This window comes from Streptomyces sp. NPDC056361 (genome assembly GCF_042262805.1).
Classification (GTDB): domain Bacteria; phylum Actinomycetota; class Actinomycetes; order Streptomycetales; family Streptomycetaceae; genus Streptomyces.
Genome location: NZ_JBHJQI010000091.1, coordinates 19,251 through 33,036 on the forward strand (window position 1 = coordinate 19,251; position 13,786 = coordinate 33,036).

A 13,786-nucleotide genomic window follows, 5' to 3' on the forward strand; every position below is an offset into this window, starting at 1 on the left:
GGTTACCCTGAGGTGAGCGAACAGGTCAGAGGGGTGGACACATGGCGACGCTGAACCGGCCCGTCGGCGAGGACGGGCACGTCTGCGGGATCGACACCACCATGGAGGTCATCGGCGGCAAGTGGAAGGTCCTCATCCTCTGGGCCCTCCACCAGCAGCCCCACCGCCGCTTCGGCGAACTCCGCCGCCTCCTCCCCGGCATCACCGAGAAGGTCCTCGCCTCCCACCTCCGCGAGCTGGAATCCGACGGCATCGTCCACCGCACCTCCTACGACGAGGTCCCGCCCCGCGTCGAGTACACCCTCACCGAGGACGGCATCCGCCTGAACGAGGCACTGGAGCCCTTGGCGGCGTGGGGCCGCGAACGGCAGCAGGTCGGTGGCGCGGGCCCCACGCCACCGACCGCCTGAGCCTTCGACTGCCCGACCGAACGCCCGCCGCGGGCGCTGCGCGGGCGTGACGACAGGCCCTAGGTCCCGTCCGGGCCGCCGAGGGCTTCCAGTTGGGCGAGGAACCAGCGCTGGGGTGGGAGGGCGGTGGCGGCGGTGGCGAGGTGGGTGGTGCGGGTGGTGCGTTCGGCGGGGGGCATGGAGAGGGCGGTGTGGAGGGCGGTGGCGGTCTGGGAGACGTCGAAGGGATTGACGGTCAGGGCGTCGTCCTTGAGCTCCTCGTGGGCACCGGCGCCGGTGGAGAGGACGAGGGCGCAGCCGGATTCGGAGACGACGGGTATTTCCTTGGCGACGAGGTTCATGCCGTCGCGGACGGGGTTGACGAGGGCGACGTCGGCGAGGCGGTAGGCGGCGAGGGAGCGGGTGAAGTCGTCCTTCACGGAGACGAGGACCGGTTGCCATTCGGGCGTGCCGAACTCGGCGTTGATCTCGTCGGCCAGCTCCCGTACGGACGCGGTGTACGACCGGTAGGACTCCAGGTCCTGGCGGGAGGGGTAGGCCGAGGCGAGGTGGACGACGCGGTCGCGCCACTCGGGGTGGGTGGTGAGGAGCTCGCGGTAGGCGAGGAGGCCGCGGAGGATGTTCTTGGAGAGTTCGGTGCGGTCGACGCGGACGATGGTCCTGCGGTCGCCGACCTCCTTGCGGAGTTCGGCGAGGCGTTCGTCGACCTCGGGGCGGTACGCGAGGGACCGGAGCTCGTCGCCGTCGACGCCGAGGGGGTGCACCGCGACCTCGGAGCGGCCGAGGCCGGCGGGCCCCGCGCACTCGGTGAAGGCCGAGGCCCAGGCCCGGGTGTGGAATCCGAGGTGGTCCGCGCCGAGCATGCCCCGGAGGAGTTCCTCGCGGAGGTCGTCGGGGAGCATGCGGAGGTAGGCGGGGGAGGCCCAGGGGGTGTGGGTGAAGTGGGCGATGCGGAGGTCGGGGCGGAGCTCGCGGAGCTGACCCGGGACGAGGGCCAGGTGGTAGTCCTGGACGAGGACCGCGGCGCCGTCCGCCGCCTCGGCGGCCAGGGCCTCGGCGAAGGCGCGGTTGTAGGCGCGGTACGACTCCCAGCGGCGGCGGAACGCGGCGTCGAAGACGGGTTCGCGGGGGATGTCGTACAGGTGGTGGTGGAGGAACCAGAGCACCGAGTTCGCGATGCCGTTGTACGCGTCGGCGTACACGTCCGGGTCGATGTCGAGCATGCGGACGCCGGGCTCGCCGGTGCCGCGCCGGACGGCCTCGCGGTCGCCCTCGCCGAGCGCCGCGCACACCCACAGGCTCTCCTGGGCGGACACGGCGCTCAGCCCCGAGACCAGGCCGCCGCCGCCCCTGCGGGCGTCGAGCGAGCCGTCGTCGCCGAGGACGTACGAGACGGGGCCCCGGTTGGATGCCACGAGCACAGTAGCCATGTGGCGAACCTAGCCCGTCCCGTAAACGCTCAAACGTACGTATACGAGACAGGTTGATTCGGCCACGCTGAGTCGTCGCAGGTCAGCGGCTTGGGCAGGGGCGTGGCCGGGGGCTTCGGCGGCCGGTCCGTCAGTCGCGCCGGCTGCCGCGCAGGGCCGCCTTCGCCACCAGGCCGGTGGCCGCGAGGGCCACGGCGAGGGCGCCGAGCAGCCAGAGGCGTTCGCCGTTGCCGCCCGTCTCCGCCATGGAACCGGAGGAGTGGCCGCCCTGCGGGCCCGGGGCCGGCGGAGCGGGGGAGGCGCCCCGGCCGCTCGCCGCCGTCGCGCAGAGGGCGGCCAGGTCGGCGGGGGTCGTGGGGCAGCCCGTGACCGTGTTGCCGAGGGCGGTGGAGTCGCCGTACGGCGACGCGTCGTACCGCTTGCCGAAGGGCTCGACCGCGTCCGCGCCGGCCGGTCCGGCCGCCGCGAACGCGAGCGAGCCCGCCGTCAGGCCGATGGCCGCCAGTACTCTGCCCAGGTGATGTCGTCTGAAGCGCATAAAAGGGCAATGTAGGCAAAGCGGATCATCATAGGGTGCTACGCCACGCGGCGAGCCGCCCGGCGGCGCCCGCCCGGCGGCGCGCCCGCCCGGCGGTCAGGCCATGCGGCGGTCAGGCCACCCGGCGCTGCGCGTACTCCGTGATCTCGGCCATCGGGGGGCGCTCCTCCGTGTCCACGTCGTACGTGCGCGGCTCGAAGCCCTTCTCGCCGCGCTCGAACTGGGTGAGCCGGGGCCGTACGAGGTGGCCCCGGGAGAGCCGGAGCTGCGCCGTCCGGTAGATCGCGGCGGCCATCCGGCCCAGCGCCCGACCGTCCTGGTGCCGGTGCTTGCGCACCCCGACGTCCACCTGGGCGAGCGCGTCCAGGCCGACCGTGTGGAGCGCGTCGACGAGCAGCCCCAACTCCACTCCGTAGCCGACCGGGAACGGCAGCCGTTCGAGGAGCGAGCGCCGCGCCGCGTACTCGCCGCCGAGGGGCTGCACGAAGCCGGCCAGCTGCGGCCAGTGGAGGTTGAGGAGGGGGCGCGCCACCAGCTCGGTGACCCGGCCGCCCTGACCAGGAGTGTCCCCGAAGGGGCGGTCGTACATCGCCTTCACGAAGTCGACGTCCGGGTCGGTGAGCAGCGGGCCCACGATCCCGGTGACGAAGTCCGCGGAGAAGTCCCGCAGGTCCGCGTCGACGAAGCACACGACGTCCCCGCTCGTCACCATCAGTGACCGCCACAGGACCTCGCCCTTGCCGGGGACGGCCGGTATCCGCGGCAGGATCGCGTCGCGCGCGACCACCCGCGCCCCGGCCGCCGCCGCGACCTCCGCCGTGCGGTCCGTGGAGCCCGAGTCGATCACCACCAGCTCGTCGACGAGCGGCACCGCCTCCGACATCAGCTCGCGGCGGATCACGGCGACGATGTCCCCGACCGTCGCCTCCTCGTTCAGCGCGGGCAGCACGACGCTGACCCTCGTGTTGCGCTTGGCGGCGAGGATGCGCTCCAGCGGCCGGTCCGCCACGGACCAGGACCGGCGGTCCAGCCAGCGCTCCACCTCTTCCAGCACGTGATCTCCATCTCGCGTTACGGACGGCCCGTCCAAGCTTCCGGGCCTTCGGTTACAGTCTTGAACAACGCGGATCCCCGATGCACGTCGGGGTGCCGACCGCGTCGGAGCGCAGGAACGAAGTCCATCGCGCTTCACAATCGAATACCGCTCATCCAGAGGGGCAGAGGGAAACGGCCCGTTGAAGCCCCGGCAACCCTCCAGTCGGTTTGTCTCGTCCTCCAGCGAGGTCCCCGGCTAGGGAAGGTGCCAAATCCGTCTCATGACGAAAAATTCGTCATGGGAAAGATGAGGAGAAAGGGCCTCGCCTCCATGGCTGCACAGACTGTCGCCTCCGCCACCACCGTCGACCTCGGTCCCGCGTCCGGGCTCTCCTGTCGCGAATGCGGTGAAGTCTTCCCGCTCGGTCCGATCTTCGCCTGCGAACTCTGTTTCGGACCTCTCGAAGTCGCGTACGACCTTCCCACCGGTGACCCCGAGGCGCTGCGCAAGCAGATCGAGGCCGGCCCCGCCAACATCTGGCGCTACGCCCCGCTGCTGCCCGTCCCGGCCGACGTCGCCGAGAAGCCGAACCTGAACCCGGGCTGGACCAAGCTCGTCCAGGCCGACAACCTCGCCCGCGAGATCGGCGTCGCCCCCGGCAAGCTGTTCGTCAAGGACGACTCCGGCAACCCGACCCACTCCTTCAAGGACCGGGTCGTCGCGCAGGCCCTCGAAGCCGCCCGCGCCTTCGGCTTCACCACCCTGTCCTGCTCGTCCACCGGCAACCTGGCCGGCGCCGTCGGCGCCGCCGCCGCCCGCGCCGGCTTCCGCTCCTGCGTCTTCATCCCGCACGACCTGGAGCAGGGCAAGGTCGTCATGGCCGGTGTCTACGGCGGTGACCTGGTCGCCATCGAGGGCAACTACGACGACGTCAACCGCTTCTGCTCGGAGCTCATCGGCGACCCGCTCGGCGAGGGCTGGGGCTTCGTGAACGTCAACCTCCGCCCGTACTACGGCGAGGGCTCCAAGACGCTGGCGTACGAGATCTGCGAGCAGCTCGGCTGGGTCATCCCCGACCAGCTCGTCATCCCGATCGCCTCCGGCTCCCAGCTCACGAAGATCGACAAGGGTCTGCAGGAGCTCATCAAGCTGGGCCTCGTCGAGGACAAGCCGTACAAGATCTTCGGCGCCCAGGCCGAGGGCTGCTCCCCGGTCTCCGTCGCCTTCAAGGCCGGCCACGACGTCGTCCGCCCGCAGAAGCCGAACACGATCGCCAAGTCGCTCGCCATCGGCAACCCGGCCGACGGCCCGTACGTCCTCGACATCGCCCGCCGCACCGGCGGTGCCGTGGAGGACGTGAACGACGAGCAGGTCGTGGACGCGATCAAGCTGCTCGCGCAGACCGAGGGCATCTTCGCCGAGACCGCGGGCGGCGTGACCGTCGGCGTCACGAAGAAGCTCGTCGAGGCGGGTCTCATCGACCCCGAGCTGACCACCGTCGTCCTCAACACGGGCGACGGACTCAAGACCCTGGACGCGGTGGCCGACACCTCTCAGGCGACCGTCACCATCCGCCCGAGCCTGGACGCGTTCCGCGACGCCGGCCTGGCAGTCTGAGCCCGCCCGCTTTCCCGGTCCTCCGAAAGGTTACGAAGACATGGCCGTGAACGTCCGCATCCCCACCATCCTCCGCACCTACACGGGCGGTCAGTCCGAGGTCCAGGCCGAGGGCGCGACCCTCGCCGAGGTCATCGCCGACCTGGAGAAGAACCACAGCGGCATCGCCGCCCGCGTGCTGGACGACCAGGGCAAGCTGCGCCGCTTCGTCAACGTCTACGTGAACGACGACGACGTGCGCTTCGAGCAGGGCCTGGAGACGGCCACCCCGGCCGGCGCCGGCGTCTCGATCATCCCCGCGGTGGCCGGCGGCTGCTGAGCCGTTCCCTGCCCCGTCTTTCTTGAATTGCCCCTTCCGCGACTATAAGCGGAAGGGGCAATTCTGCATGGTTGAGCGGGGTAGAGTTGGGGAAGTCCCCTCCGCTGCGCATGCCGGACGCATATGAGAAAGCGTCCCCGCACGACAAGAAGCAGCCAAAGTGCCTGCGCGTTGTGTACGTTCTGCGCCTTTTGCCGGGCCCGACTTGCCCCGGCATCCAGGGGATTCTCCCCAATTCCCCTTTCCGTCGTGCCGAGAATTCCCGCTCGAATGACCTGTTGCAGAGGGCAGTTGGGCAGATACATTCAGCGGCGGTCGACGCGTTCCGGCGCAGGGTCTGACCCGGGTCCGCGAAGTGCGGTCCCGCGCAAGGGCCAGTAATAGGGGAGTTAGGCATGGCTCAGGGCACCGTCAAGTGGTTCAACGCGGAGAAGGGCTACGGCTTCATCGCGGTCGACGGTGGTGCGGATGTTTTCGTCCACTACAGCGCGATCCAGATGGATGGCTACCGCAGCCTCGAAGAGGGACAGCGAGTCGAGTTCGAGATCTCGCAGGGCCAGAAGGGTCCGCAGGCGGACATGGTCAAGCTCGCCGTCTGAGCGCGGCGCGATCGGCCACCGACGCAACGCCGTCGAGGGGTCCGCATCCCTGAGGGGATGCGGACCCCTCGTGCGTTCCCGCGCGCCCCCGTGCGCCCCTCCCGTCCCATCCCGATCGTCGAGAGTCGCTTGCACTCTCCTATGCCGAGTGCTAATCATTGGCGTTAGCACTCGGAAGGTGAGAGTGCTTACGAGGATCGGGCAGATGAGGCCCGCGGCCAGGTGGGGCAAGGAACCATCGGGTACGCAGGCCGTCCGTCGCGGGCATCGGCGCGGTCCTGGAGCGTTATCCACCCCATGTCCGGGAGGACCACTTCACATGGCCAAGATCATCGCGTTCGACGAGGAGGCCCGGCGCGGTCTCGAGCGCGGCATGAACCAGCTCGCTGACGCCGTCAAGGTCACCCTCGGCCCCAAGGGCCGCAACGTCGTCCTCGAGAAGAAGTGGGGCGCCCCCACGATCACCAACGATGGTGTCTCCATCGCCAAGGAGATCGAGCTCGAGGACCCGTACGAGAAGATCGGCGCCGAGCTGGTCAAGGAAGTCGCCAAGAAGACGGACGACGTCGCCGGCGACGGTACGACCACCGCCACCGTCCTCGCCCAGGCGCTCGTCCGCGAGGGTCTGCGCAACGTGGCCGCCGGTGCCAACCCGATGGCCCTCAAGCGCGGTATCGAGAAGGCCGTCGAGGCCGTCTCCGGCGCCCTGCTCGAGCAGGCGAAGGATGTCGAGACCAAGGAGCAGATCGCTTCCACGGCCTCCATCTCCGCCGCCGACACCCAGATCGGCGAGCTCATCGCCGAGGCGATGGACAAGGTCGGCAAGGAAGGCGTCATCACCGTCGAGGAGTCCCAGACCTTCGGTCTGGAGCTGGAGCTCACCGAGGGCATGCGCTTCGACAAGGGCTACATCTCGGCGTACTTCGCCACCGACATGGAGCGCATGGAGGCGTCGCTCGACGACCCCTACCTCCTGATCGTCAACTCCAAGATCTCCTCCGTGAAGGACCTGCTCCCGCTCCTGGAGAAGGTCATGCAGTCGGGCAAGCCGCTGCTGATCATCGCCGAGGACGTCGAGGGCGAGGCCCTGTCGACCCTGGTCGTCAACAAGATCCGCGGCACCTTCAAGTCCGTCGCGGTCAAGGCCCCGGGCTTCGGCGACCGTCGCAAGGCCATGCTGAACGACATCGCCATCCTCACCGGCGGCACGGTCATCTCCGAGGAGGTCGGCCTCAAGCTGGAGAACGCGGGCCTCGACCTGCTGGGCCGCGCCCGCAAGGTCGTCATCACCAAGGACGAGACCACCATCGTCGACGGTGCCGGTGACAGCGAGCAGGTCGCCGGTCGCGTGAACCAGATCCGCGCCGAGATCGAGAACTCCGACTCGGACTACGACCGCGAGAAGCTGCAGGAGCGCCTGGCGAAGCTCGCCGGCGGTGTTGCGGTCATCAAGGCCGGTGCCGCGACCGAGGTCGAGCTCAAGGAGCGCAAGCACCGCATCGAGGACGCCGTTCGCAACGCGAAGGCGGCCGTCGAGGAGGGCATCGTCGCCGGCGGTGGCGTCGCCCTGCTCCAGGCGTCGAACGTCTTCGAGAAGCTCGAGGCCTCCCTCTCGGGTGACGAGGCCACGGGTGCGAACATCGTGAAGCTGGCCCTCGAGGCCCCGCTGAAGCAGATCGCCGTCAACGCCGGCCTTGAGGGTGGCGTCGTCGCGGAGAAGGTTCGCAACCTGCCCGTCGGCCACGGCCTGAACGCCGCGACCAACGAGTACGTCGACCTCATCGCCGAGGGCATCATCGACCCGGCGAAGGTCACGCGCTCCGCGCTGCAGAACGCCGCGTCGATCGCCGCGCTGTTCCTCACCACCGAGGCCGTCATCGCCGACAAGCCGGAGAAGGCGTCCGCGCCGGCCGGCGGCGGCATGCCGGGCGGTGACATGGACTTCTGATCCTCCGGGATCGGTGGTTCATCGCTGAACGCGACCGAGGGCGGCACTCCCACCAGGGGGTGCCGCCCTCGGGCGTTCGGCGGATGCTGGAAGAGGCGGTCACGGCGGAGGGCCGCCCCGGGGGCCGTACGGAAGGGGCCGCGACCATGGTCACCCTGCTGACGACGCCGGCCGATCGCGAGCTGGTCATCACGCGCACCTTCGACGCCCCGCCGGCACGGGTCTGGGAGGCCTGGACGCTCCCCGAGCACGTGCGGGAGTGGTACGGGGCGGCCGTCCTGACGACGACGGTCGTCGACATCGACCTGCGGCCCGGCGGCGCCTGGCGCTGGGGACAGGCCGCGCCGGACGGGCAGGAGATCGTCTTCTCCGGCACGTACGAGGACGTCGTCCCCGTCGAGCGGCTCGACTACACCGAGGTCTTCGAGCAGATGCCGGACGCCGAGCCGGTCCGCGTGAACCTCGCCTTCGACGCGACACCCGACGGCGGCACCGCCCTGACCAGCACGTCCTTCTGGCCCTCGAACGACATCAGGGACCAGGCCCTGGCCGCGGGCATGGAGGCCGGCGTACGGGAGCAGTACGACCGGCTCGCGGAGTACCTGACGTCGATGTGAGCGCCACGCGGGGCGTCAGCCCTGCGCGGGGCGCCGGAACAGGCCCGTCCAGAGGAAGGACTCGCCGAACGCGGTGGAGTCCGCGGGCTCGTCGCGCATCCGCCGCAGCTCGACCTCCGTCAGGCCGGCGAAGACGGCGCGCAGCGAGTCGTCCGAGTACGCGAGGCCGCCCTCCAGCTTCCCGCGCCGGTAGAAGTCGGCGTCCGGCAGCTCCGAGCCCATTCCGCCCTCGCCGGCCGCGAACGCCGTCAGGGCGAAGTGCCCGCCGGGTGCCAGGACCCGGTCCAGGAGCGCGAGGTACCCGACGCGGCGGTGCGGCGGCAGGTGGTGGAAGCAACCGGAGTCGTACACGAGGTCGTACGGGCCCTCCAGGCCGGCCGTGAACGCGTCCCCGCACACGAACCGGACGCGCTCCTCGACGCCCGCCTCCCGCGCCCTTTCCCCGGCCCACCCGATCGCCCCGGCGGACAGGTCGATCGCGTCCACCTCGTACCCCAGCGACGCCAGGTACAGCGTGTTCCTGCCAGGCCCGCACCCGAGGTCCAGGGCCCTCCCGCCGCCCGGCACCAGGCCCCGTCCCACGTACGACACCAGGCTCTCGTCCGGCTTTCCGACGAAGAACGGCACCGGCCTCCCCCGGTCCGCGTAGAACCCGTCCCACCACTCCGCGCCCGCCTCCGTCCACCGGTCGGCGTCGGGCGCGAACAGGCCGTCGAGCAGGGTCATGACGTCGTCGATCGTGCGGATGTTCCGGTCCATGTGGATCTCCCCTCCGAGTCCCTCAAGAATACTGGCGGGAGGGATAAAAGCCCAGGTCAGGGGTGGTGTACGGGGGTGCTGTGCGGGTCGTGGAAGGGGTGCGAGCCGAGGGGTGGGGCCCGCCCCTCCACCCCCGCCGTCCCGCCCCTCGGAGGGCCCCTCCAGGCCCGGGGAGGGGCTGTTTCGAGGGGGGCGCGGGCCACTGATCCAAGAGGTTTTCCCGCGGGGTCCCGCCCGTGGCGGCAGGAGGGAAAGGCGTCAATCTGGCGGATGCCCCGCCGTCGCGCCCCGGCCGAAAGTGTCGGGGTGTGAATGCGGTCGTAACCGGCCGGAAGGGGCGCCAGTGGCATGCGGGAGTGTCCGGTGCTGTCCGGATCTGTCCGTTAGGTGACGGAGGGGATTGGCCGGACTGGCGGGTTGCCCTCGACTCCGGGCCCCGCTAGCGGTATTGGCGGCTCCGGCCGGGGTCCCCATCATCGTCCCGGGTGTGAGGGACCGGCACACCGGAGGGGAGGGGCCGTGGGGATGGCGGACGTTGTGGTGGTGGGCGACAGGTGAGTTCGTTCACCGGGCGGCGGCTGGCGGGGCTGATCGCCGAGCGGACGGGGCAGGCGGCGCTCGGTCACGACGCCGAAGTCGTCGGCCGGGTCCTGCCGTTCAAGGTCAGCGCGCACGCGGCCGACGAGCTCGTGGACTGGTCGGGGGCGCCCGACGATCCGCTGTACCGGCTGGTCATGCCGCACCGGGACATGCTGGCGCCCGCCGACTTCGCCGCCGTCGAGGCGGCGCTGCGGAGCGGGGACAGGGTGCGGCTGCGGCTGGTCGTGGACGGGCTGAGGGAGCGGCTCGACCCGCACCCCGGGGGCCAACTGCACCTGAACGTGCCCGAGGACGGGTGGGGGCTCCAGCACAAGTACCCCGAGACGCTGCTGGTCTTCCCGCGCCAGGGGCAGACCTGCCACGGCTACTGCGCGTACTGCTTCCGCTGGCCGCAGTTCACCGGTGAATCGGCGCGCCGGCAGGCGGTGGGCGGGCCCGAGGTGATGACCGCGCACCTGGCGCGGCACCCGGAGGTCACGGACGTCCTGCTCACCGGGGGCGACCCGTTGGTCATGCGGACCGAGCTGCTCGACACGTACGTCGCACCGCTCCTCGACCTGCCCCACGTCCGCACCGTCCGCATCGGCACGAAGGCCGTGTCGTTCGAGCCGGAGCGCTTCCTCACCGCGCCCGACGCCGACGACCTGCTCCGCCTCTTCGAGCGCGTCGTCGCCTCCGGCCGCCACCTCGCCCTGATGCTGCACGTCTCCCACCCGCGGGAACTCCACCCGGAGCCCGCCCGCCGCGCCCTCCGCCGGCTCCGCGCCACCGGCGCGGTCCTGCGGACCCAGGCCCCCGTCGTCCGGCACGTCAACGACGACGCCGACGTCTGGGCCCGCATGTGGCAGGAGCAGGTCGAACTCGGGCTCGTGCCCTACTACATGTTCGTGGAGCGCGACACGGGCCCGCGCCGCTACTTCGGCCTGCCGCTCACCCGCGCCCTCGACGTCCACGCCGACGCCATGCGCCGCGTCTCGGGCCTCGCCCGCACCGCGCGCGGCCCCGTCATGTCCACCGAGCTCGGCAAACTCGCCCTCGACGGCATCGCCCACCTCCCCGAAGGCCCCGCCTTCGCGCTCCGCGCCCTCCAGGCCCGCGACCCGTCCCTCGTCGGAACCCTCGCCCACGCCCGCTTCGACCCGGCGGCCCAATGGTGGGACGAGCTCATCCCGTACGGCCCCCGGGACCGCGCCCTGATCCCGGGGAAGCCGCTGACCCTGGAGGGAGTGGTGGGCTGACGCGCCGGGCCCCGGACGGGGGCTCGGCCGCGGCGGCCCCCGGCGCTCAGGCGGCGGCGCCCCGGTGGGCGCCGTCGAGGCGGGCGAGGTCCTCGGGGGTGAGGCGCAGGGCGCCGGCGGCGACGTTCGCCGCCAGGTGGGCGGGGTCGCCGGTGCCGGGGATGGCGAGGAGGTGGGGGCCCTGGTGGAGGGTCCAGGCGATGCGGACCTGGGCCGGGCTCGCGCCGTGGGCCTCGGCGACGGCGAGGACCTCGTCGAGCTCGGCGGCGGTCGCTCCCGTCTCGCGGCCGGCGGCGGCGATCGCGTAGAAGGGGACGAACGCGATGCCCTGCTCGCCGCAGTGCCGGACGAACTCCTCGTACTCGGGGCGGACCCCGATCCCGTACATGTTCTGGACGCAGACGACGGGGGCGATGGCCTGCGCCTCGGCGAGCTGGTCGGGCGTGACGTTGGAGAGGCCGAGGTGGCGGATGAGACCCGCCCGGCGCAGGTCGGCGAGGGCGCCGAAGCGTTCGGCGATCGAATCGGTGCCGAGGACGCGGAGGTTGACGACGTCGAGCCGGTCCCGGCCGAGCTGCCGCAGGTTCTCCTCGACCTGCGCGCGCAGCGCGGCGGGCGTGCGGGCGTGCTCGCTCCAGGCGCCGGAGAGGTCGCGCGCGGGGCCGACCTTGGTGGCGATGACGAGGTCGTCGGGGTAGGGCCCGCCGAGGGCGCTGTTGATCAGCTCGTTCGCGGAGCGCAGCGGCGAGAAGTAGAACGCCGCCGTGTCGATGTGGTTCACGCCGAGGTCGACGGCCTTGCGCAGAACGGATATCGCCCGGTCGCGATCCATCGGTACGGCGTTCTCGACGAGCGCCGCGCCGTGCTGCGGCAGCCGCATGGCGCCGAAGCCGATCCGGTGGACGGGCAGGTCGCCGCCGAGGAGCCAGGTTCCGGAGGCGGTTGCGTGTGCTGCGGGTTCCATGCGGGATCCACCTTGTGGTTCGAGGGAAACGGTCATTGTGCGGAAGCGGCGGGGCCGGCGCACCGGAGTTTTCGAAGTGGACGCGGCCGTAGGGGGGTTGGCCCCACCCGCGACCCGCCTGTCTGCCGGATGGGAGCCGTCCGCGCGGTCCGGGAGGCTGTGCGCATGACGACGAACCGTGGACGCAAGGCCCTGATGCTCGCCCTCTCCGCCACCGCCGTGGCCGGTGTCGCCCTCGCCGGGGGCGGGGTCGCTCCCGCCGCCGCGGCGACGGGGCTCGAATGGGGTGACTGCGCCCCGGCGGTGAAGCCGCTGCCCGGACAGCAGTGCGCGATGCTCTCCGTACCCCTGGACTACGCCCGCCCCGACGGGGAGCAGATCCAGCTCGCCGTCTCCCGGCTGCGCAGCGACCGCCCCGAGGCGCGGCGCGGCACGCTGATGGTCATCCCCGGCGGCCCGGGCAGCTCCGGGGTGCAGCGGCTCGGCCAGAAGGGCGCGGCCCTGACGAAGGAGCTGAACGGGGCCTACGACCTGGTGGCCTTCGACCCCCGGGGCGTCGGCGGGTCCGCGAAGGCCCGGTGCGGGTTCGCGGAGGACGACCGGCGGCTGGTGACCCTGCGGTCCTGGCCCGCGGCCGACGGCGGCATCGGGGAGAACACGGCCCGGTCGCGCCGGATGGCGGAGGCCTGCGAGCGCAACGGCGGCGCGATGCTGCGCGGCCTGACGACGGCGAACCAGGTCCGCGACCTCGACCGGCTGCGGCAGGCCCTCGGCGAGCGCAAGCTGTCGGCGTGGAGCGTGTCGTACGGGACGTACGTGGCCGCCGTGTACGCGCAGAAGTTCCCGGAGCGCACCGACCGCTGGGTCCTGGACAGCAGCAGCGACCCCGACCCGAAGAGGGTGGCCCGCGGCTGGCTGGAGGGCATGGCGCGGGGCGCCGACGACCGCTTCCCCGACTTCGCGGCCTGGGCGTCCGACCCGGCCCGGCCCGCCGCCCTCCGCCTCGCCGAACGTCCCGAGGACGTAGGGCCGTTGTTCCTCGACCTCGCGGCCCGGCTCGATCACGAGCCGCGCCCCTCGTCGACGCCCGGCGTCCCGCTGACGGGCACGGTCCTGCGCCAGGCCCTCCAGCAGTCGCTGTACGCCGACGCGGCCTTCGAGTCCTTCGCCCGTCTGATGTCCCAGGCCCTCGACCCGAAGGGCGTGCCGGTCCTGCCGCCCGAGCTGACCGGGCCGATGCCCGACGAGGCGGCGACGGTGAGCGTGGGCGTGATCTGCAACGACGTGGACTGGCCCCGTTCCGTCCCGTCGTACGAGCGGGCCGTCGCCGCCGACCGGATCCGCCACCCGCTGACGGCCGGCATGCCGTCGAACATCACGCCGTGCGCCTTCTGGAAGGGCGGCGCGGTCGAGAAGCCCACCCGCATCACCGACCACGGCCCCTCCAACATCCTCATGATCCAGAACCTCCGCGACCCCTCCACCCCCCACTCCGTCGGCCTCAAGATGCGCCAGGCCCTCGGCGACCGCGCCCGCCTCGTCTCCGTCGACAAGGGCGGCCACGCCGTCTACCTCGGCACCGGCAACGCCTGCGGCGACCGGTCCGTCACCCGCTTCCTGACGGAGGGGGTGCGGCCGGCGGAGGACGTCCTCTGCCGCTGACGACGGGCTACCGCGTACGGGGAAGGGCCCGGCCGACTGGTGTCGGCCC

13 protein-coding genes and 1 riboswitch are annotated in these 13,786 nt (G+C 71.7%); of the genes, 8 read left to right on the forward strand and 5 right to left on the reverse strand.

The window, feature by feature from the left end; genetic code table 11:
* Positions 1-41 precede the first annotated feature (41 nt).
* Positions 42-410, forward strand: a complete 369-nt coding sequence (locus ACFCY7_RS26285; protein WP_376488520.1) for a winged helix-turn-helix transcriptional regulator — start codon at positions 42-44, stop codon at positions 408-410.
* Between the two features lie 59 nt (positions 411-469).
* Here the strand turns inward: ACFCY7_RS26285 and ACFCY7_RS26290 are convergent, their stop codons facing one another.
* From ACFCY7_RS26290 to ACFCY7_RS26300, 3 genes are all read right to left on the reverse strand, one after another.
* The gene (locus tag ACFCY7_RS26290; protein ID WP_376488521.1) at positions 470-1,840 is read right to left on the reverse strand and encodes a trehalose-6-phosphate synthase; all 1,371 of its coding nucleotides are present in this window, start codon (positions 1,838-1,840) and stop codon (positions 470-472) included.
* 130 nt (positions 1,841-1,970) lie between these two features.
* Complete coding sequence (locus ACFCY7_RS26295) at positions 1,971-2,378, reverse strand: hypothetical protein (RefSeq protein WP_376488522.1); 408 nt, start codon at positions 2,376-2,378, stop codon at positions 1,971-1,973.
* Positions 2,379-2,490: 112 nt separating this feature from the next.
* A complete protein-coding gene (locus ACFCY7_RS26300; protein WP_376488523.1) occupies positions 2,491-3,432 on the reverse strand; it encodes a glucosyl-3-phosphoglycerate synthase in 942 nt (313 codons plus the stop codon).
* A 148-nt stretch (positions 3,433-3,580) separates the two neighbouring features.
* Positions 3,581-3,727, forward strand: a riboswitch (SAM riboswitch).
* On the opposite strand from ACFCY7_RS26300, the gene thrC reads away from it, so the two are divergent.
* The 5 genes from thrC to ACFCY7_RS26325 all read left to right on the forward strand — a co-directional run bounded on the left by thrC (position 3,721) and on the right by ACFCY7_RS26325 (position 8,514).
* Complete coding sequence (gene thrC / locus ACFCY7_RS26305; protein ID WP_376488532.1) at positions 3,721-5,031, forward strand: threonine synthase; 1,311 nt, start codon at positions 3,721-3,723, stop codon at positions 5,029-5,031. Its footprint overlaps the riboswitch before it by 7 nt.
* A 40-nt stretch (positions 5,032-5,071) precedes the next feature.
* Positions 5,072-5,350, forward strand: a complete 279-nt coding sequence (locus ACFCY7_RS26310) for a MoaD/ThiS family protein (RefSeq protein ID WP_376488524.1) — start codon at positions 5,072-5,074, stop codon at positions 5,348-5,350.
* Between the two features lie 395 nt (positions 5,351-5,745).
* On the forward strand, positions 5,746-5,949 hold the full coding sequence (locus ACFCY7_RS26315) for a cold-shock protein (protein WP_015035246.1): 204 nt from the start codon (positions 5,746-5,748) through the stop codon (positions 5,947-5,949).
* A gap of 319 nt (positions 5,950-6,268) precedes the next feature.
* The gene (groL, locus tag ACFCY7_RS26320; protein WP_376488525.1) at positions 6,269-7,897 is read left to right on the forward strand and encodes a chaperonin GroEL; all 1,629 of its coding nucleotides are present in this window, start codon (positions 6,269-6,271) and stop codon (positions 7,895-7,897) included.
* Positions 7,898-8,043: 146 nt separating this feature from the next.
* The gene (locus tag ACFCY7_RS26325) at positions 8,044-8,514 is read left to right on the forward strand and encodes an SRPBCC domain-containing protein (RefSeq protein ID WP_376488526.1); all 471 of its coding nucleotides are present in this window, start codon (positions 8,044-8,046) and stop codon (positions 8,512-8,514) included.
* A 15-nt stretch (positions 8,515-8,529) separates the two neighbouring features.
* On the opposite strand, the gene ACFCY7_RS26330 is transcribed toward ACFCY7_RS26325, so the two are convergent.
* Positions 8,530-9,273: a class I SAM-dependent methyltransferase gene (locus tag ACFCY7_RS26330; RefSeq protein ID WP_376488527.1), complete on the reverse strand. Its 744-nt coding sequence runs from the start codon at positions 9,271-9,273 to the stop codon at positions 8,530-8,532.
* Between the two features lie 554 nt (positions 9,274-9,827).
* On the opposite strand from ACFCY7_RS26330, the gene ACFCY7_RS26335 reads away from it, so the two are divergent.
* On the forward strand, positions 9,828-11,111 hold the full coding sequence (locus tag ACFCY7_RS26335) for a KamA family radical SAM protein (protein ID WP_376488528.1): 1,284 nt from the start codon (positions 9,828-9,830) through the stop codon (positions 11,109-11,111).
* 46 nt (positions 11,112-11,157) lie between these two features.
* Here ACFCY7_RS26335 and ACFCY7_RS26340 read toward each other — a convergent pair whose 3' ends face one another.
* Positions 11,158-12,075: an aldo/keto reductase gene (locus ACFCY7_RS26340; protein WP_376488529.1), complete on the reverse strand. Its 918-nt coding sequence runs from the start codon at positions 12,073-12,075 to the stop codon at positions 11,158-11,160.
* A gap of 165 nt (positions 12,076-12,240) precedes the next feature.
* Between ACFCY7_RS26340 and ACFCY7_RS26345 the strand changes: the two genes are divergently transcribed.
* Positions 12,241-13,737: an alpha/beta hydrolase gene (locus tag ACFCY7_RS26345; protein WP_376488530.1), complete on the forward strand. Its 1,497-nt coding sequence runs from the start codon at positions 12,241-12,243 to the stop codon at positions 13,735-13,737.
* The last annotated feature ends 49 nt before the right edge of the window (positions 13,738-13,786 follow it).

Coding starts and splice junctions, on each gene's coding strand:
- ACFCY7_RS26325 (WP_376488526.1), top strand. CDS start 8,044: ATGGTCACCCTGCTGACGACGCCGGCCGATCGCGAGCTGGTCATCACG.
- ACFCY7_RS26330 (WP_376488527.1), bottom strand. CDS start 9,273: ATGGACCGGAACATCCGCACGATCGACGACGTCATGACCCTGCTCGAC.
- ACFCY7_RS26310 (WP_376488524.1), top strand. CDS start 5,072: ATGGCCGTGAACGTCCGCATCCCCACCATCCTCCGCACCTACACGGGC.
- ACFCY7_RS26295 (WP_376488522.1), bottom strand. CDS start 2,378: ATGCGCTTCAGACGACATCACCTGGGCAGAGTACTGGCGGCCATCGGC.
- ACFCY7_RS26315 (WP_015035246.1), top strand. CDS start 5,746: ATGGCTCAGGGCACCGTCAAGTGGTTCAACGCGGAGAAGGGCTACGGC.
- ACFCY7_RS26340 (WP_376488529.1), bottom strand. CDS start 12,075: ATGGAACCCGCAGCACACGCAACCGCCTCCGGAACCTGGCTCCTCGGC.
- ACFCY7_RS26290 (WP_376488521.1), bottom strand. CDS start 1,840: ATGGCTACTGTGCTCGTGGCATCCAACCGGGGCCCCGTCTCGTACGTC.
- ACFCY7_RS26285 (WP_376488520.1), top strand. CDS start 42: ATGGCGACGCTGAACCGGCCCGTCGGCGAGGACGGGCACGTCTGCGGG.
- thrC (WP_376488532.1), top strand. CDS start 3,721: ATGAGGAGAAAGGGCCTCGCCTCCATGGCTGCACAGACTGTCGCCTCC.
- groL (WP_376488525.1), top strand. CDS start 6,269: ATGGCCAAGATCATCGCGTTCGACGAGGAGGCCCGGCGCGGTCTCGAG.
- ACFCY7_RS26345 (WP_376488530.1), top strand. CDS start 12,241: ATGACGACGAACCGTGGACGCAAGGCCCTGATGCTCGCCCTCTCCGCC.